This window comes from Bradyrhizobium sp. HKCCYLRH3061, from assembly GCF_051168015.1.
In the GTDB taxonomy this organism is placed as follows: domain Bacteria; phylum Pseudomonadota; class Alphaproteobacteria; order Rhizobiales; family Xanthobacteraceae; genus Bradyrhizobium.
In genome coordinates, this window is record NZ_JBNPUE010000019.1 from 43,578 (window position 1) to 60,157 (window position 16,580).

Annotated in this window: 15 protein-coding genes; 6 read left to right on the top strand and 9 right to left on the bottom strand. The window is 66.0% G+C overall.

What is annotated here, in order from left to right; translation table 11 throughout:
* Positions 1 to 100 precede the first annotated feature (100 nt).
* Positions 101 to 859 carry a VWA domain-containing protein gene (locus ACQR2C_RS26350; RefSeq protein WP_316181817.1) on the top strand — a complete coding sequence of 253 codons (759 nt, stop codon included), beginning with the start codon at positions 101 to 103 and terminating at the stop codon, positions 857 to 859.
* 105 nt (positions 860 to 964) lie between these two features.
* Entirely contained in the window at positions 965 to 1,681 is a 717-nt protein-coding gene (locus ACQR2C_RS26355) for a DnaJ domain-containing protein (RefSeq protein WP_316237485.1), read from the top strand.
* Positions 1,682 to 1,912: 231 nt separating this feature from the next.
* Here the strand turns inward: ACQR2C_RS26355 and ACQR2C_RS26360 are convergent, their stop codons facing one another.
* Positions 1,913 to 3,652: a serine hydrolase gene (locus tag ACQR2C_RS26360; RefSeq protein WP_315804137.1), complete on the bottom strand. Its 1,740-nt coding sequence runs from the start codon at positions 3,650 to 3,652 to the stop codon at positions 1,913 to 1,915.
* Positions 3,653 to 4,081: 429 nt separating this feature from the next.
* On the opposite strand from ACQR2C_RS26360, the gene ACQR2C_RS26365 reads away from it, so the two are divergent.
* The gene (locus ACQR2C_RS26365) at positions 4,082 to 4,423 is read left to right on the top strand and encodes a phasin family protein (RefSeq protein ID WP_315718372.1); all 342 of its coding nucleotides are present in this window, start codon (positions 4,082 to 4,084) and stop codon (positions 4,421 to 4,423) included.
* Between the two features lie 92 nt (positions 4,424 to 4,515).
* On the opposite strand, the gene ACQR2C_RS26370 is transcribed toward ACQR2C_RS26365, so the two are convergent.
* Positions 4,516 to 6,291 carry a TadE/TadG family type IV pilus assembly protein gene (locus tag ACQR2C_RS26370; RefSeq protein ID WP_315804136.1) on the bottom strand — a complete coding sequence of 592 codons (1,776 nt, stop codon included), beginning with the start codon at positions 6,289 to 6,291 and terminating at the stop codon, positions 4,516 to 4,518.
* 487 nt (positions 6,292 to 6,778) lie between these two features.
* On the opposite strand from ACQR2C_RS26370, the gene clpS reads away from it, so the two are divergent.
* Positions 6,779 to 7,111, top strand: a complete 333-nt coding sequence (gene clpS / locus ACQR2C_RS26375; protein ID WP_008960690.1) for an ATP-dependent Clp protease adapter ClpS — start codon at positions 6,779 to 6,781, stop codon at positions 7,109 to 7,111.
* A 422-nt stretch (positions 7,112 to 7,533) separates the two neighbouring features.
* On the top strand, positions 7,534 to 9,921 hold the full coding sequence (gene clpA, locus ACQR2C_RS26380; protein ID WP_315804135.1) for an ATP-dependent Clp protease ATP-binding subunit ClpA: 2,388 nt from the start codon (positions 7,534 to 7,536) through the stop codon (positions 9,919 to 9,921).
* Between the two features lie 86 nt (positions 9,922 to 10,007).
* On the opposite strand, the gene ACQR2C_RS26385 is transcribed toward clpA, so the two are convergent.
* From ACQR2C_RS26385 to ACQR2C_RS26405, 5 genes are all read right to left on the bottom strand, one after another.
* Complete coding sequence (locus ACQR2C_RS26385) at positions 10,008 to 10,769, bottom strand: sulfite exporter TauE/SafE family protein (protein WP_315804134.1); 762 nt, start codon at positions 10,767 to 10,769, stop codon at positions 10,008 to 10,010.
* Between the two features lie 8 nt (positions 10,770 to 10,777).
* Positions 10,778 to 12,202, bottom strand: coding sequence for an MFS transporter (locus tag ACQR2C_RS26390; RefSeq protein ID WP_434882477.1), 1,425 nt, complete (start codon positions 12,200 to 12,202; stop codon positions 10,778 to 10,780).
* Positions 12,203 to 12,301: 99 nt separating this feature from the next.
* Positions 12,302 to 12,640, bottom strand: a complete 339-nt coding sequence (locus ACQR2C_RS26395) for a c-type cytochrome (protein ID WP_315804133.1) — start codon at positions 12,638 to 12,640, stop codon at positions 12,302 to 12,304.
* Between the two features lie 25 nt (positions 12,641 to 12,665).
* Entirely contained in the window at positions 12,666 to 12,827 is a 162-nt protein-coding gene (locus ACQR2C_RS26400) for a hypothetical protein (RefSeq protein ID WP_315804132.1), read from the bottom strand.
* A 65-nt stretch (positions 12,828 to 12,892) separates the two neighbouring features.
* Positions 12,893 to 13,849 carry a helix-turn-helix domain-containing protein gene (locus tag ACQR2C_RS26405; protein WP_434882445.1) on the bottom strand — a complete coding sequence of 319 codons (957 nt, stop codon included), beginning with the start codon at positions 13,847 to 13,849 and terminating at the stop codon, positions 12,893 to 12,895.
* A gap of 183 nt (positions 13,850 to 14,032) precedes the next feature.
* Here ACQR2C_RS26405 and ACQR2C_RS26410 point away from each other — a divergent pair, with 183 nt between their 5' ends.
* Complete coding sequence (locus ACQR2C_RS26410; RefSeq protein WP_434874465.1) at positions 14,033 to 15,049, top strand: carbon-nitrogen hydrolase family protein; 1,017 nt, start codon at positions 14,033 to 14,035, stop codon at positions 15,047 to 15,049.
* 17 nt (positions 15,050 to 15,066) lie between these two features.
* Here ACQR2C_RS26410 and ACQR2C_RS26415 read toward each other — a convergent pair whose 3' ends face one another.
* Both ACQR2C_RS26415 and ACQR2C_RS26420 read right to left on the bottom strand, forming a co-directional pair.
* Positions 15,067 to 15,528 carry a PEGA domain-containing protein gene (locus tag ACQR2C_RS26415; RefSeq protein WP_316181829.1) on the bottom strand — a complete coding sequence of 154 codons (462 nt, stop codon included), beginning with the start codon at positions 15,526 to 15,528 and terminating at the stop codon, positions 15,067 to 15,069.
* A 114-nt stretch (positions 15,529 to 15,642) separates the two neighbouring features.
* Positions 15,643 to 16,578, bottom strand: coding sequence for a glycine reductase (locus ACQR2C_RS26420; protein ID WP_316218267.1), 936 nt, complete (start codon positions 16,576 to 16,578; stop codon positions 15,643 to 15,645).
* Positions 16,579 to 16,580: the final 2 nt, after the last annotated feature.

Below are 16,580 nucleotides of genomic sequence, written 5' to 3' on the forward strand. Positions count from 1 at the left end.
TTGCGACGGGAACGAACGGCGTATCCGGCAGATGTCACTGCCGTCATTGAAGCTGTCCATCCGCCTGCCCACATGATGCGCGTCCGAGCAAGGTGCGTGCATGGTCGATCATCGTTCGAAGCCCGGTTCTGCCCCGATCACCTCGCCCGACGATGGCTCGCGTCAGCAGCGCTTGCCGGACAATGAGCATTCCACGGCAGACGCGATTGCGGCATTCGTCGCGCAGGCCAAGGCCATGGCTCCCGCGGCTCTGGGGACCAGAGGCCGCCTCGTCTTCGCGCTCGATGCGACGTTGAGCCGGCAGCCAACCTGGGACATGGCCTGTGCCCTGCAGGCCGACATGTTCCGCGAGGCTGCCGCCCTCGGCAGCCTTGATATCCGGCTGGTGTACTACAGGGGCTTCAACGAATGTCGCGCCACTGGCTGGATCTCCGACAGCGCCGAGCTCGCCCGGCTGATGGGCAAGATCGATTGCCGCGGCGGCAAGACCCAGATCGGCAAGGTTCTTGCCGAGGCGCGGCGCCATGCGACAGCGTCCGGAATCCGCGCCGTCGTGTTCGTTGGCGACGCGATGGAGGAGAATGTCGACGAGCTCTGTGCGAAGGCCGGCGAGCTCGGGCTGTTGAAGGTCCCGCTGTTCATGTTCCAGGAGGGCCATGAGCCCGCGGCCGAGCAGGCGTTTCGCGAGATGGCGCGGCTCTCGGGAGGAGCGTGGTGCAGGTTCGATCCGGGCGCCTCCGCGCAGTTGCGCGAGCTCCTGCGCGCCGCCGCGGCCTACGCTGCGGGCGGTCGCGCGGCGCTGCTCCGGCTCGCCGGCTCCGAAGCGGGCGCGGCACGCCTGATCGGGCAGATGAAGTAGAGATCGATTTCGGCCGCCGCCAACATCAAGCGCACCGGCTCGAGCCTGCCGGTCGGGGACGCAGCCGATCATGCTTTTTGTGCCGACACGCTCTATATTCGGCCCATGACACTGATCGCTGGCGCCGTCGCCGTCATCACCCTTTATCTGTTGCTGCAGATGTTCCGGAACGCCAATCCGGCGGCGCTGGCGCGCGCGATCAAGGTTGCCGGCGGCATCGGCTGCCTTGCGGTGGCAGCTTTCACCGGCCTTCGCGGCGAGCTGGTGGTGGCGATCCCGATCGGGTTGTTCGGGGCGGGGCTGCTCGGCTGGTCACCCGGCGGGCTCGGCAATCTCGGCAGCATGTTCGGGCTGGGTGGGCAGCGCTCGTCCGGTCAGAGCTCGCGGGTGCGCTCGCAGTTCATCGAGATGGTGCTCGATCACGACAGTGGCCAGATGCTGGGCCGCTTCGTCGCCGGCATCCATGCCGGCCGGTCGCTCGACGAGTTCGATCTGCCGCAGCTCGCGGCGATGGCACCGAGCCTCGATGCCGACAGCGTCGCTCTACTTGAAACTTATCTGGACCGCCGGTTTCCCACTTGGCGTCAGCACGCGCAAGGCGATGCGGCAGGGCGGCAGCGCCGCGCGGCGTCGAGCTCCAAAATGACGGAAGAGGAGGCCTATCAGATCCTTGGCCTGCAGCCGGGCGCGGGGCGAGACGAGATCGGGCGTGCCCACCGTGCGCTCATGAAGAAACTGCATCCCGACCAAGGGGGGTCGACGTATCTCGCCGCCCGGGTGAACGAGGCCAAGGATACTCTGCTTCGTACGCATCACGGCTAACTCCGGCAACGCCACCAACGCCACAGATCGAAACTGCTTCCATCACAGCCATGTCGACATCAGCGGCTCCCGGCTCTGTCAGGCGCGATCGTGCGACATGGTGAAAAAGTTCTAGCGGCAATTCCTTGACGAGTGGTTTGCGCGAGCGCGTTCGCGGCGGTGTCGCACGCGCGCAAAGAAAAAGGCCCGCGCGTGTGTCGCGCGGGCCTCATATGTCGTGATGTCGGTGCGTTAGTTGTGCACGGTCATGCAGGAGATGTCGGCGCGCTTCAGCTTCTTGCAGACGGCCTCGGCCTGATCACGATCGAGGCCGGCGAAGCGGGCGCGGATGAGGGTCTTGTCGCCCTTCGCGACCGTCTCGGTGAAGGGATCGGCCTTGCTGAGGAGACCTTGTGCCGAGCTGCGGGCCGCCTCGATCCGCTTCTGGGCCTCGGCCTCGTTGTCCAGCGCTCCGACCTGAATGATCCAGCCGCTCCGCGTGACGGACGACTTGCTCGGGAGCTCCGGCGCAGCGCTCGCGGAGGCGATCTGCGTCGGCTGGGCCGGAGGCGCAGCATAGGCCATGGCCTGCGACGAGCCTGCCGGCAGGCTGGAGGCGGGCAGCACGCCGAGAATGCCGTTGCCGGTGCCATGGCCCGGCGGCTGCGGCGGCATCTCGGGGCGGGCGGCTTCGGCGCGCACCATCGGCGGCGCCGGCTCGATCGCTTCGATGCGCTGTGCAATCGGGGCAGGCGGTGGCGCCACCGGCTGCGGGGCCGCCGTGGCGAGCTTGACCGCGCCGGCCTTGACCTGAACGGTCCTGACCTTGACGGGCTTCATCGGCTCGGTCGAACCGGGAACGATCGACATCGGCTGGGTCTGGATCACACCCGATGTCATCGGCGCGGGCTCGACCTTCGCTTCCTTCGGCGCCGCCGGCGGCAGGGCCGCGGTGGCTTCCGACAGGGTCGAGATCAGCTTGGCGGCGCGGCTCGGGGCCGGGGCCTCTGGCGCCGCCGAGGCGAGCTGGACCGTGCCCCGGTCGTCGCCGGCATCGGAGCCGCCGCGCTCGCCGATCGCCGCGACGGTGCGCTTGGTCGCGCCCTTCTCGAGGTTCTCGGCGAGCAAATTGCGCATGATCGCGTCGCGCGAACCGCCGCTGCGGCCGCCCAACACGACGCCGATCAGATGGCGGTTGCCGCGGCGCAGCGAGGTCACGAGATTGAATCCGGACGCGCGCGTGTAGCCGGTCTTGATACCGTCGACGCCCTCGACGCTGCCGAGCAGGTGATTGTGGTTGCGGATCGACTGGCCGCGATAATTGAAGACCTCGGTCGAAAAGTAGCGATAGTAGCGCGGGAAGCGGTCCTGGATGGCGCGGCCGAGAATCGACTGGTCGCGTGCCGTCGTGATCTGCTCGTCGGCGGGCAGGCCCGAGGCGTTGACATAAGTGGTGCGGCTCATGCCGAGCGAGCGCGCCTTGCGCGTCATCATCTTGGCGAAATCATCCTCGTCGCCGCCGATCGCCTCGGCAATGACCACCGCAGCGTCGTTGGCCGAGCGCGTCACCAGGCCCTTGATCGCGTCCTCGACGCGGATGGTCTGGCCGGGGCGCAGGCCGAGCTTGGTCGGCGACTGCTCGGAGGCGTGCTCGGACACCGGCATCTCGGTGTCGAGCTTCATCTTGCCCGACTCCAGGCGCTCGAACAGCAGATAGAGAGTCATGATCTTGGTGAGCGACGCGGGATGCCGCAATGCGTCCGGGTTGGTCGCGGTCAGGGTCGCGCCCGAATTGCCGTCGACGATGATCGAGGCGAAGGCCGGGCTGTAGCTGCCTTCGTCGGTATGGGGCGAGTGACGCGCGTGGTGGTGCCGATGACGCCGGCGCGCTTCTGCGCTGTCGACCGTGACCACTGCTGCCGTCGCGAGGGTGATCAGTCCGTAGACGCCAACTCGCAACAGGCGCGAGGAAGCCATTTTTTTGCGAAGCATGAAATCCCCGTCCAATTTCTGACGTGATCACCGGCTCGTAAGGCGAAATTGTGCCGAACGCCCCTTTGACCGTGCCTGTCGGACCTCCCGATCGTGCCGTGACGCTGCCTAGCATCGAAGGGCCCGAACTGAGGTTTTGTTAAGACGCTGTTTTAGAACAGCTTTACGGTTCGGCCGACGCTGGCCGGGACCACCGGAGAGGTTAGGACGGTCGAGTTGCCAAAGGATTAAAGAAACCTTGCGGCGATGGCCGGTATTTCTGCCGAACTGACCCGGGTTGGAGCGCCTGACGGTGGATCGGGGAGCAATGCCCGGGATGGTGCATTGCACAAGATTCTTGATTGATTTTGTGCGCTGCACTATATTGTGATCGCGTCAGGGAGCCGGGGCTTCCCTGAGGGCGCTCAAAGTCAGGGAAAGGAATGCCACATGTTTAAGGTTGAAGACTTTCAGAACTACGGCAAAGAGCAGTTCGAGACCGTCGTGAACTCCGCGACGACCGTGCAGAACGGCCTCCAAGCCATCGCAACCGCCTATGGCGACTACACCAAGAAGTCGTTCGAGGACACCAAGTCGTTCGTCGAGAAGCTCCAGGGCGTGAAGTCGCTCGACAAGGTGCTCGAGGTGCAGACCGAGTTCGCCAAGTCGGCCTACGAGACCTTCGTCGCCGATTCGCAGAAGATCGCCGGGCTGTATTCGGATCTCGCCAAGCAGGCGTTCAAGCCGCTGGAAGGCATCGCCGCCAAGTTCACCCCGCCGGCCGCGCACTGACCGTTCGCGCCCGCAGGGAGCACAAAGCCCGGCTTGCGCCGGGCTTTTTTGTTGGCTGAAGGCAGAGCGCTGTCGGGGGCCCGGCGCTTCTGCTATTTGGCGACCCGCAGCTTCGACAATGCGGTGCCGATCGAGTTGAACGTGGTCACGATCTGGCTCGAACTCGTCAGCATGTAGAATTTGTCGGGACTGCTGGCGCAGTTCTGCAGCACGGTCGAGGTCGGGTCGGCGGGCGAGCTCGTGTTCACCTGGATCGTGTAGATCGTGTACATCGCGTTGCCCTTCGAATCCTTGGTGTTCTTCAGGTTCGAGCAGAGCAGGGCCTGGCGCGCGTCGATCGGGTTGCCCGAGGCTTGCGACGAGCCGTTGCCGTATTCGGGCCAGCGGTCCTCGGTGTTCAGGCCGTCCGACAGCAGGATGATGACGCGATTATAGGTGGTGTTGACGTCCTCCGCCGGCGCGCCCAGCACGCCGTTCGGAATCAGCGACTGCACGGCCCAGGCAAGTCCGATCGCCTGGTTGGTGCCGCCGGTCGGCTGCATGGCGTTGACGGCGCTCTTCAGCGAGCTCCAGCTGTAGCTGAGCGGCACGATCTCCGCGAGTTTCGTCGAGGCCGTGCTGCTGCAGTACTGGATGTTGTTCTCCATGTGCTGGTTGGCCGGGAACAGCGTCGTCACGTCGGAGGTCGCCGGCGACACGGCATTCGCGTCGTTCGGCTGGGTGCGGTCGGCGACGCATCCGGTCCAGGTGCTCTTGGTGTTGGCGACCCAGGTGTGGGTGAAGGTGTTGACCTTGCACACCGTGCTGGATCCGCTTCCCGTGCAGCTGCACGTGTTGTTCGGAAGATTGCTGCCGCTGGTCGGGCAGCTGCAATAGCTGCCGGTGCACCAGTTCACCCGCGTGCTGGTCTGAACGCTGTTCCAGCAGCCATTGTAGTAGCTGTGCGAGGCTGAATCATAGCCCGGGCAGACGTAGCCGGTGTAGCTCCCGCTCGACGGAATCCTCGAGGCGCTCGAACTCCCGGTCGCCGGGTCGCTGGTGCAGGAGAAGTAGGGAAAGCCGTTGCCGGACTTGAACGGACAGGAGGATCCCGGTCCCACCATGTCCCATTGCGATTGCGTGTAGCTGCCGTTCGGGATTGCGGCCTGATAGGAACCATTGGCAGGCTGGATCGTGGGCGGATTCTGCCAGTCGGTCCAGTCGATCCAGTCCTTGGCGTAATTGCTGGCGCCGACGTTGACGACCTTGGCGAATGGAACGACCGAGATGTAGACGTCGCCCGGGGTCTTGGCCAGCGCGCTGAGCTGGTCGATCAGCCCGCCGCTGCCGGCCACGGCGTTCTGCAGCGCGGACATCTTGCCGCTGGACGCCATCGAGCCGGTATTGTCGAGCGCGAGCGCCACTCGCATCTTCACGTCGCCCCAGGTCGATGTCGTTTTGACGCCGAAGTCCATGGTCGGAAAGCCGGCAATCCTCATGAACTGGGTGACGATCTGGCCGGAGGCCGACAATTGGATGTTGGAGGCCGACGTTGTGGTCGAGGCGGTATAGCTGGCCGTCACGGTGACGTTCTGCGCGTCCGTGCTGGTGTAGAGCGCCTTGAAATAGGCGCTTGCCTTGGTTCCGATGTCGGTTGCGCTGATGGTGCCCTGCGCTAGGTCGCGCGACAGCATCAGCGAGGTGGCGTCGAGCGCAGCCTGCATCGACGACCGCGCGGCGTTCAGCCGGCTGTAGTCGACGCCTGCGCCGACGAAGGCCAGGATGGGGACGAGCGAGATGGCGAACAGCATGGAGATGTTGCCACCGCGGTCGCAGGCGAACCGTCGGACGGCGCGGCGGCAGAAACGAATGAAGGAGACATCGGTCATGTCGCTCACCAATTATGGTTTTCTGCAGGTGTTTTCGGTTCAGCTTCGTCAAGGCCGGGTAAATCAAAACCGCGAAACACCGGGCCAATGCCCGCAGCCTGGCGCCGCGCCCGCAACCGAGCTGGTTCCCTGTCAATGCCCGCTGAATGGGCTTTGTAAAATGCGACCGGTTTGATTAACCTCGCGCCTCATCGCCGGGGCAGGGAATCGGTCCTGCCGGAGCGTCGGTCCGTCCTGGGCCTGCGCTTGCGGCAAACCGGTCGCTGACCCATATTCCTGGTGTCGGTCCGACCGGACCGGTCGGCTGGGACAGGCGATCTGGAAAGCAGGACCGGGTGGCGGAAAGCGGCCCGGCAGGGGACAGGTCGGGGCGCCCCTTATGAGAGCAACCCTCCGAGGGAAACTCTTTATTGGGAGCCTCGCAGCCATATCTAACGCGTGCAAGATGTCGCAGCCAACTTCCAGATTGAACCGATCCGCGCCCAGGATGAGCAATAACGACAACAAGTCCGGTGGCACCGGTGGCCCGGTCACGTCCGTGATCACCAAGGTCAAGCCGAAGACCAAGCGCCCCAACCTCTACCGCGTCCTGATCCTGAACGACGATTACACGCCGATGGAATTCGTCGTTCACGTCCTGGAGAAGTTCTTCAACAAGGACGTCGAGGCCGCGACCAAGATCATGCTCCACGTGCACCATCACGGCATCGGGGAGTGCGGCGTCTTCACCTACGAGATCGCCGAGACCAAGGTGACGCAGGTGATGGACTTCGCCCGCAAGCACCAGCATCCGTTGCAGTGTGTGATGGAGAAGAAATAGCCGGCTCCCTCCGCGAAGAGAGCCGCCGACGCGCGCGTCTGCGAGCCAGGGGGGCGGGGGCTCCGGCTGCTCGGGGGGCTGCCCGACTGATCGCCGCGAATCGGCGTCGGACGAAGGATCCTCGAAGGCCGCAGATTGCTGCAGACGAGGTCAGCGCGATCCGGCAGGTTTCACGTTTCGCCCGAAGAATTACGGCCGCTCCGGTCCTTATCTCTTCCCGCTCGGCGGCCTGCGACGTTCGGTTGGCGCAAGCCCGATTTGCCGCAATGGGAACGGGTTTTGCATTGACGATCCGGTGAACCCGTAATCGAGCCGCTCGGCCGGTCTTTTGTCGCACTCGGTTATAACTATATTTGACGAAGGTTGTTGTTGCCTGACCGGGCGGCGGCGATCATGATGGCAAGGGGCCACAGAGGACGCGCATGCCGACTTTTTCTCAAAGCCTTGAACAATCCCTGCATCGTGCGCTGGCGATCGCCAACGAGCGTCATCATCAATACGCGACACTGGAACATCTCCTTCTGTCCTTGATCGATGACAGCGATGCCGCGGCCGTGATGCGCGCATGCAGCGTCGACCTCGACAAGCTGCGCGGCAGTCTCGTGAACTACCTCGAAACCGAGTTCGAAAATCTGGTCACCGACGGCAGCGACGACGCCAAGCCGACCGCTGGTTTCCAGCGCGTGATCCAGCGCGCCGTGATTCACGTTCAGTCGTCGGGCCGCGAAGAGGTCACCGGCGCCAACGTGCTGATCGCGATCTTCGCCGAGCGTGAGAGCCACGCCGCGTACTTCCTGCAGGAGCAGGACATGACGCGTTACGATGCCGTGAACTACATCAGCCACGGCATCGCCAAGCGCCCTGGTGTCTCCGAAGCGCGCCCGGTTCGCGGCGTCGACGAGGAGACCGAAGCCAAGGGCAACGAGGACTCCAAGAAAAAGGGCGAGGCGCTGGAAACCTATTGCGTCAATCTCAACAAGAAGGCGCGTGACGGCAAGATCGATCCGGTGATCGGCCGCAACTCCGAGATCAACCGCGCCATCCAGGTGCTGTGCCGGCGCCAGAAGAACAACCCGCTGTTCGTCGGCGAAGCCGGCGTCGGCAAGACGGCGATCGCCGAGGGCCTCGCCAAGCGCATCGTCGACAGCGAAGTTCCCGAGGTGCTGTCGGCCGCGACCGTGTTCTCGCTCGACATGGGCACCTTGCTCGCGGGCACGCGCTATCGCGGCGACTTCGAGGAGCGCCTGAAGCAGGTGCTGAAGGAGCTCGAGGCGCATCCGAACGCGATCCTGTTCATCGACGAGATCCACACCGTGATCGGTGCCGGTGCGACGTCGGGCGGCGCGATGGATGCGTCCAACCTGCTCAAGCCGGCGCTGGCTTCGGGCTCGATCCGCTGCATGGGCTCGACGACCTACAAGGAGTATCGCCAGCATTTCGAGAAGGACCGTGCGCTGGTGCGCCGGTTCCAGAAGATCGACGTCAACGAGCCGTCGGTCGAGGATGCGATCGCGATCCTGAAGGGGCTGAAGCCGTACTTCGAGGACTATCACCGGCTGAAATACACCAACGAGGCCATCGAGGCCGCGGTGCAGCTGTCGTCGCGCTACATCCATGACCGCAAGCTGCCGGACAAGGCGATCGACGTGATCGACGAATCCGGTGCGGCGCAGATGCTGCTGGCCGAGAACAAGCGCAAGAAGACCATCGGCATCAAGGAGATCGAGACCACGATCGCCACGATGGCGCGGATCCCGCCGAAGAGCGTGTCGAAGGACGATGCCGAGGTGCTCAAGCATCTCGAGCAGACCCTCAAGCGCGTGGTGTTCGGCCAGGACAAGGCGATCGACTCGCTGTCGGCCTCGATCAAGCTGGCGCGGGCCGGCCTGCGCGAGCCGGAGAAGCCGATCGGCTGCTACCTGTTCTCGGGTCCGACCGGCGTCGGCAAGACCGAGGTCGCCAAGCAGCTCGCGTCGACCCTCGGCGTCGAGCTGCTGCGCTTCGACATGTCGGAGTACATGGAGCGGCACACGGTGTCGCGCCTGATCGGCGCGCCTCCCGGCTATGTCGGCTTCGACCAGGGCGGCCTCCTGACCGATGGCGTCGACCAGCATCCGCATTGCGTGGTGCTGCTGGACGAGATCGAGAAGGCGCATCCGGATCTCTACAATGTGCTGCTGCAGATCATGGATCACGGCCGGCTCACCGACCACAACGGCAAGCAGGTCAACTTCCGCAACGTGATCCTGATCATGACCACGAATGCAGGCGCGGCCGACATGGCCAAGCAGGCGTTCGGCTTCCATCGCTCGAAGCGGGAAGGTGACGATCACGAGGCGATCAACCGGCAGTTCGCGCCGGAATTCCGCAACCGGCTCGACTCCATCGTCTCGTTCGCGCACCTCAACGTCGAGGTGATCGGAATGGTCGTCGAGAAGTTCGTGCTGCAGCTCGAGGCCCAGCTCGCCGATCGCGACGTCACGATCGAGCTGTCGGAGCCGGCGAAGAGCTGGCTGATCCAGCACGGCTATGACGAGCAGATGGGCGCGCGCCCGATGGGCCGCGTGATCCAGGAGCACATCAAGAAGCCGCTGGCTGATGAGGTGCTGTTCGGCAAGCTGAAGGGCGGCGGCCACGTCCGCGTCGTGCTCGTCAAGGACGAGTCCGGCGTCGAGGAGAAGATCGGCTTCGAGTTCGTCGAGGGCCCGGTCACGCCGAAGTCCGAAGTTCCGGCGGCGCGCAAGCGCAAGCCGAAATCCGGCGGCGGCTCGAAGGGGCCGGCTCCGAAGGGACCGCTGGTCAAGGCGTAAGCCTGACGCGACGAGATGAGTACGAAAGGCCGGCCGTCGCGCCGGCCTTTTTCGTTGACGGGAGGTGCTTTGATGCGACGTCCGGCTCAGGCCGGCTTGACGAAGAAATACACCGTCAGGCCGCAGCCGACGGCGATGATGAAGCGGCGCACATGGGCCGGCGGGATGATCTGGCTGAGCCGCGCGCCGACGAAGCCGCCGACCATGGCAGCGCCCATCATCGTCAGCGTCTCCAGCCAATGCACGCGGCCCGAGAACGCAAAGATGGCGGAGGCCGTCATATTCATGAGCGCGGCGAGCAGCACCTTCATGCCGTTCATGGCGCGGATGTCGCGCAGGCCATAGAACACCAGCGCGGCCAGCATCAGGATGCCGATGCCGCCGCCGAAATAGCCGCCATAGATCGCGATCACGAACTGCACCGCCTGGATGGTCCGCGGCCCGAACCAGCGCGCGCCATCCTTCGGCGTAAAGCGCATGCCGAATGCAAACACCATTGTGGCGAACAGTAACAGCCAGGGCACCAGCCGGCTGAAGGCGGCCGACGGTGTGACCAGGAGCAGCACGGCGCCGAGCGTGCCGCCGAGCAGGCTGATGATCGACAGCCGCACGAGGTCGTGACGCCACGGCGCCTTTGCGTCGTTCAAGATCTCACGGGAGGCCCAGGCGCTGACGAACTGGCCGGGGCACAGCGCGACGGTGCTGGAGGCGTTGGCGTCGATGGCCGGGATGCCGGCCGCAAGCAGCGTCGGGAAGGTCAGGAACGCGCCGCCGCCGGCCAGCGCATTGACGATACCCGAGCCGAAGGCGGCGAGGGCGAGCAGGGCCAGCATCGTCCAGTCCGTCATCGCTGTCGCTACTCGCCCTTCAGCCGCTGGCCGTCCTGGACGCGGACGCGCTCGGCGCCGCGGGCGCCGGCCGGCGACAGCCTGAGCATGCTCAGGAATGCGCCGACCAGCGCGAAACCGACGCCGGTCAAGAGCGACAGCCGCGTGCCGTCGGTCGTGTCGATCGCCAGGAACATCGCGACCAGGGCTGCGCCCGTGGTCTGGCCGAGCAGCCGCGCCGTCCCGAGCATGCCGCTGGCGCCGCCCGCGCGCTCGCGCGGGGCGGCCGCGATCATCGTGCGGTTGTTGGGCGTCTGGAACAGCCCGAAGCCGCAGCCCGCCAGCGCCATGCGCCAGACGACGTCCCATGCCGCCGGCTCGCGCGGCAGCAGGCCGAGCGCACCGAGCCCGCAGGCGAAGATCACCAATCCGATCCCACCAAGCAGGCCGGCCGGCACGCGCTCGACCAGCCGGCCCGCCAGTGGCGCGGTCAGGCCGACCGCGATCGGCCACGGCGTGATCAGGAGACCCATCTGCACCGGCGAATAGCCGAAATGGCTTTCGAGATAGAAGGGGATGGCGACGAAGGCGAGCATCTGGCCGCAGAACGACGAGATCGAGGTCGCAATCGACAGCGCGAACACCGGGATGCGCAAGAGGTCGAGCGGCAGCAGCGGCGAGGCCATGTGGGTCTGACGCCAGACCAGCCACACGCCGGCCGTGATGGCGACGACGAACTCGATCGCGCAGGTCACCAGCGCCTCGCCATGGCCGAGGCTGTCCACGGCGGCGATCAGGAAGCCGAAGGCGGCCGCGCTCAGCGCCGCGCTCTGCCAGTCGAACATGTGCGGGGCGCGCGGCGTATGCGGCAGGAAGCGGAAGCCGAAGACGAAGGTGACGATGCCGAGCGGCACGTTGATCGCGAACAGCCACGGCCAGCTGCCGACGGCGAGAATGCCGGCGGCAATGGTCGGACCGACCGCGGCGGACACTGCGACCACCATCGCATTGATGCCGATGCCGCGGCCGAGCAGAGCGTGCGGGTAGGTGAAACGTACCAGCGCCGAGTTGACGCTGAGGATGCCGGCGGCGCCAAAGCCCTGCAGGATGCGCGCGAGCGTCAGCAGCAGCAGGCTGTCGGCGAGCGCGCAGAACGCGGAGGCGGCCGTGAACAACACGAGGCCGGCTAGATAGACCCGCCGATAGCCGATGATCTCGCCAAGCGAGGCCAACGGCAGCAGCGAGATCGTGACCGCGAGCTGGTAGCCGTTGACGATCCAGATGGAGAACGCCGGGCTGGCGTTCAGGTCGCGGGCGATCGTCGGCAGCGCCACATTGGCGATGGCGCCGTCGACCACGGCCAGCACGATGCCGAGCGCGATCGTCACGATCGCCCAGGTGCGCTGCGGCAGCGGCAGTCCGTCGGCGTGCAGACCTGGGGTCGTCGGCGTCATCATGCGGGCTCCGGCCGCTGCCGCGCCGCGGACAATGGACGGGAACGGGCAACACGGCGGTACATATCCCGTTCCACGCCGGCGGAGCGCGCCGACGCGTCACCGCCGTTTGGGGCGGACCTGAATCGCCTTGAGATAGTTGGCCGCGGCTTCCGCCTCGGGCCGGTCGAACTGGAAGCTCGGCATGTCCTTGTGAATGGTCGACAGGCCGGCCTGCAGCCGCTGGGCGAAATCCTCGTCGTAGAGCTTGCTGTCACCGAAGGTCCTGAACGGGGGCGCGTCGGGGTGCGGGCTGGCGCCCGTGAGACCTACGGCATGGCATCGGCTGCAAAGGCTTTGCAAGAGCGCTTTTCCACGCTTCTGCTCGCTGTCCAGCGCATGGCTTGGGCCTGTGAGCAGGCACGTCAAAGCCAACCCAAGCCCTGCTCGCATGATCATGTCACGTTCACCCGACTTATCCGGCCTACCAGCGGCCGGTGGCCTTTCCATAGGCGTAAAGCCCGATCAGGCCAATGCTCACGATCGTCGAGCCGATCAGGATGATCAGATCCCAACGGGGAGGATCGTCATCATCCCGGTTCAACGTCAGCAGGGTAAACAGAGCCTTCAAGGCAAAACGGCGCATCGCAGATCCGGCCCGGCCGACCAGCGCATGCGGCCAGCGCGTTGCAAGGGAGTTTCGAGGGGAGTTTAGCGCTTCAAGGTGCTGCGCCGCCACTCGCGTGGCGACAGGCCGAACTGCTCGCGGAACACGCGGCCGAAATGCGAGAGGTCATTGAAGCCCCAGGAAAAGGCGATCTCGCTGATCTGACGATGAGCCAGCATCGGCGAGCCGAGATCGCGCCGGCACTGCGTGAGCCGCTCGGCCAGCACGAAGCGCTGGAACGACGTCTCCTCGTCCGAGAACAGATCGTTGACGTAGCGCGCCGAGAGTCCGAGCTCGCGTGCGATCTCCGGCAGTGAGAGGTCGGCGTCGGACAGCCGGGTGCGGACGTGCGCCTTGATCCGATAGAGCAGCGCTGCGCGGTGGCTCGAGGCGGGCAGGGGCTGGGTGCACAGCCGCTCGGCCAGGGTCATGGTGAGCAGGTCGGCGGCCTGGTCCGCCAGCCGCTCGGCATGCTCGGGGCCGATGTGCTCGGCGCGCTCGCAGAGCCTGACGATGAAGTCGTGGGCGAGCGGCTGGAGCGGGCTGTCGGAGCCGAAGCTGATCGCCGTCACGGTCTCGGTCGGACCGATCCGGCGCTGCAGCATCTCGCGCGGGAGCTTGAACACGATCTGCTTGAACGCGGCGTCGAACTGCAGCTCATAGGGGCGGGTCGTGTCGTAGATCGCGAACTCCCCGGGCCTGATCACGGTGTCGCGGCCATCCTGGACGACGCCGCCGATCCCCTCGCGCCCGAGCGCGATGAGGATGAAGTCGGCATCCGCCCGGGAGATCCGCTGCGAGGTCCGGTGCACGCGCTGCCGGTCCGAGGCGACCTCGGAGCACACGGCCCGTCCCAACGCGGTGTGGGTCACCGAGCCGCGAAACGCGCTGCCGAGATCGGAGGTGCAATCGAGCCCGACATAGACGTCGCAGACGATGTCCTGCCACAGCGCCAGCCGGCGGTGGCCCGGGCTTCCGTCGGTGGTGAACAGGATCGGCATCGCTCCGTCTCCTCCTGCACCTGTGGCTGCGGCAATGCAGCAAATTCCGGGCCGGCTCGATCTTCGTCGCAGCCGCAGTCGAATGTTCGTTCCCTGGGAGACGAGCGCGAAAGCCGGCTGGCGTCAATAGTTGGCCCGGTCGCGGCGCCACCCGCCGCGCACGGGCATCAGGGAGCAGCAGCGATGGGACTGGCACATCCGAAATACAAGGTGGCGGTGGTGCAGGCGGCGCCGGCCTGGCTCGACCTGGACGCCTCGATCAAAAAGACCATCGCCCTGATCGAGGAGGCCGCCGACAAGGGCGCCAAGCTGATCGCGTTTCCGGAGGTGTTCATCCCCGGCTATCCCTGGCACATCTGGATGGACTCGCCGGCCTGGTGCATCGGGCGTGGCTTCGTGCAGCGCTATTTCGACAACTCGCTGGCCTATGACAGCCCGCAGGCCGAGGCGCTGCGGGCCGCCGTGCGCAAGGCGAAGCTGACGGCCGTGCTGGGACTCTCCGAGCGCGACGGCGGCAGCCTCTACATCGCGCAATGGCTGATCGGCCCCGACGGCGAGACCATCGCCCGGCGCCGCAAGCTGCGGCCGACCCATGCCGAGCGCACCGTCTACGGTGAGGGCGACGGCAGTGACCTTGCGGTGCATGATCGTCCCGACATCGGCCGGATCGGTGCGCTGTGCTGCTGGGAGCATCTGCAGCCGCTGTCGAAATACGCGATGTACGCGCAGAACGAGCAGGTGCATGTCGCCGCGTGGCCGAGCTTCTCGCTGTACGATCCGTTCGCGCCGGCGCTCGGCGCCGAGGTCAATAACGCCGCCTCGCGCGTCTATGCGGTCGAGGGCTCGTGCTTCGTGCTGGCGCCGTGCGCCACCGTCTCGCAGGCGATGATCGACGAGCTGTGTGACCGGCCCGACAAGCACGCGCTGCTGCATGTCGGCGGCGGCCACGCCGCGATCTTTGGTCCGGATGGCTCTTCGCTCGCCGAGAAGCTGCCGCCGGAGCAGGAAGGCCTGCTGATCGCCGAGATCGATTTGGGCATGATCGGCATCGCCAAGAATGCCGCCGATCCGGCGGGGCACTATTCGCGCCCCGATGTGACCCGGCTGCTGCTCAACAAGAAGCCGCTCAACCGGGTCGAGCAGTTCGCGCTGCCGGTCGATGCGGTCGCTCCTGGCGAAGCGCAATCGGCGGCTGGCTGACAGGCCTGGCGAGCGGGCTAGGTCCCGGCCTCCGGTTGGGCCGGCGGCGGGGCCGACCGCCGCGGCGGCCGTTGCGCACGGCCTGCCGGTGCCGCCATGCGTGGCTGCAAGGTGACGATCACCGGGTTCGGCTTGTGGTCGGTCGCCGCGCCAGTCGCCGCGTCCACACCCATGCCGATCAGGCCGCCCGCCAGGATGTTGCCGGCGAAGCCGGCCGCGCCGGTCGCCGGGATGTCCTTGGTCAACGGGATGATCTGGGTCTCGTAGCCAGGCTTTTCGATGGTGACGGAGATGTCGGCATTGCGCTTGGCGACGAACGAGCAGGGAGTCGTGCAGGTCATCGGCGCTTCGAGACCGGCGACCGTGGCCTCGGCGCCGGACGGCGTCGACGCGACGCTGATCGTCTCGGTTGTGCCCCGCGTTACGGACGCGCAGCCTCCCAGCGCGGCGCACAGCGCCACCAACGCTACAACTCTCATTTGGTACTGCCCCCTTGAAACCCGGGGGAACTCAAGCGCAACTGGAGCGGGACGGCAAGCGCAATCAGCATTATCCGAAGAAATTCCCGGGCGAGTTTCGCCCGAGTGTGGCTTTCACACCTGCTTTCCACGAACCTGCCGCGCAATCGCCTTCTGCGCATCGAACTCGGCGCGCCGCCGCGCCAGCTCCTGCGGCGCGAGCATGGCGGGATTGCTGTAGTCGCGCTTCCAGCCGTGATCCTCGCTCCACTGCAAAGGCGATTGCACGGTCGTGCGTGCGGCTGGTGAACTCTCGAGGACACGTAAAGCCAAATCGAGCGTGAAGGCCTGCGAGGCCGCGTCGTGCGGCTTGCCGGCGGAGTTGCCGAGCGGAAAATCCGAGAACAGGAAGCGCGGCGCGGCGGCGTGCTCGACGATGTCCTTGGCGCAGCCCATGACGACGGTCGCGACGCCGTTCGCTTCGAGATGCCGTGCCACAAGGCTCACGGTCTGGTGGCACACCGGACAGTTCGGCACCAGCACGACGGCGTCGATCGCGTCGGCGCGGCAGCGCGCGAGAATCTCCGGCGCATCGGTCTCGATCGTCACGCGGTGGCTGCGATTGGTTGGCGCGCCGAAGAAGCGCGGTCCGACCGTGCCGATGCGGCCTTCACCTGCCAGCCTTAGGAGCTGTGGTAGCGGAAACCAGGTGCCGGAATCCTCGGCCGAGGTGTGCACGCGATCATAGGCGATGTGGGAAATGCGCAGGTCGTGCTGCGCCGACGTGTCGCCGTCATAGACGGAGTAGAACTTGGCGCCGCCATTGTAGGGCGCGCCGGGACCTTGATCGCCTTTGGCGGGATCGAAAGGCGCGGCCGTGGTGACGATGGTGACGCGCGACTGCGCGAGCGGCTTGCGCAGCGGCTGAAACGGCGCCGACGTGTAGTGGGCCCAGCGATAGGGCGTGTCATAGCCGATCGCCAGATAGTAGTCGCGCGTGCGCGCCATATAGGACAATGGCGCATCGCTGTCGGGCGCGAAGCCGAGTCTGTCGTCGGTCGGTGCGGTCATCC

Excerpts from the sequence above, each read along its gene's own strand:
- ACQR2C_RS26350 (WP_316181817.1), top strand. The coding sequence starts at position 101 with ATGGTCGATCATCGTTCGAAGCCCGGTTCTGCCCCGATCACCTCGCCC.
- ACQR2C_RS26355 (WP_316237485.1), top strand. The coding sequence starts at position 965 with ATGACACTGATCGCTGGCGCCGTCGCCGTCATCACCCTTTATCTGTTG.
- ACQR2C_RS26360 (WP_315804137.1), bottom strand. The coding sequence starts at position 3,652 with ATGCTTCGCAAAAAAATGGCTTCCTCGCGCCTGTTGCGAGTTGGCGTC.
- ACQR2C_RS26365 (WP_315718372.1), top strand. The coding sequence starts at position 4,082 with ATGTTTAAGGTTGAAGACTTTCAGAACTACGGCAAAGAGCAGTTCGAG.
- ACQR2C_RS26370 (WP_315804136.1), bottom strand. The coding sequence starts at position 6,291 with ATGACCGATGTCTCCTTCATTCGTTTCTGCCGCCGCGCCGTCCGACGG.
- clpS (WP_008960690.1), top strand. The coding sequence starts at position 6,779 with ATGAGCAATAACGACAACAAGTCCGGTGGCACCGGTGGCCCGGTCACG.
- clpA (WP_315804135.1), top strand. The coding sequence starts at position 7,534 with ATGCCGACTTTTTCTCAAAGCCTTGAACAATCCCTGCATCGTGCGCTG.
- ACQR2C_RS26385 (WP_315804134.1), bottom strand. The coding sequence starts at position 10,769 with ATGACGGACTGGACGATGCTGGCCCTGCTCGCCCTCGCCGCCTTCGGC.
- ACQR2C_RS26390 (WP_434882477.1), bottom strand. The coding sequence starts at position 12,202 with ATGACGCCGACGACCCCAGGTCTGCACGCCGACGGACTGCCGCTGCCG.
- ACQR2C_RS26395 (WP_315804133.1), bottom strand. The coding sequence starts at position 12,640 with ATGATCATGCGAGCAGGGCTTGGGTTGGCTTTGACGTGCCTGCTCACA.
- ACQR2C_RS26400 (WP_315804132.1), bottom strand. The coding sequence starts at position 12,827 with ATGCGCCGTTTTGCCTTGAAGGCTCTGTTTACCCTGCTGACGTTGAAC.
- ACQR2C_RS26405 (WP_434882445.1), bottom strand. The coding sequence starts at position 13,849 with ATGCCGATCCTGTTCACCACCGACGGAAGCCCGGGCCACCGCCGGCTG.
- ACQR2C_RS26410 (WP_434874465.1), top strand. The coding sequence starts at position 14,033 with ATGGGACTGGCACATCCGAAATACAAGGTGGCGGTGGTGCAGGCGGCG.
- ACQR2C_RS26415 (WP_316181829.1), bottom strand. The coding sequence starts at position 15,528 with ATGAGAGTTGTAGCGTTGGTGGCGCTGTGCGCCGCGCTGGGAGGCTGC.
- ACQR2C_RS26420 (WP_316218267.1), bottom strand. The coding sequence starts at position 16,578 with ATGACCGCACCGACCGACGACAGACTCGGCTTCGCGCCCGACAGCGAT.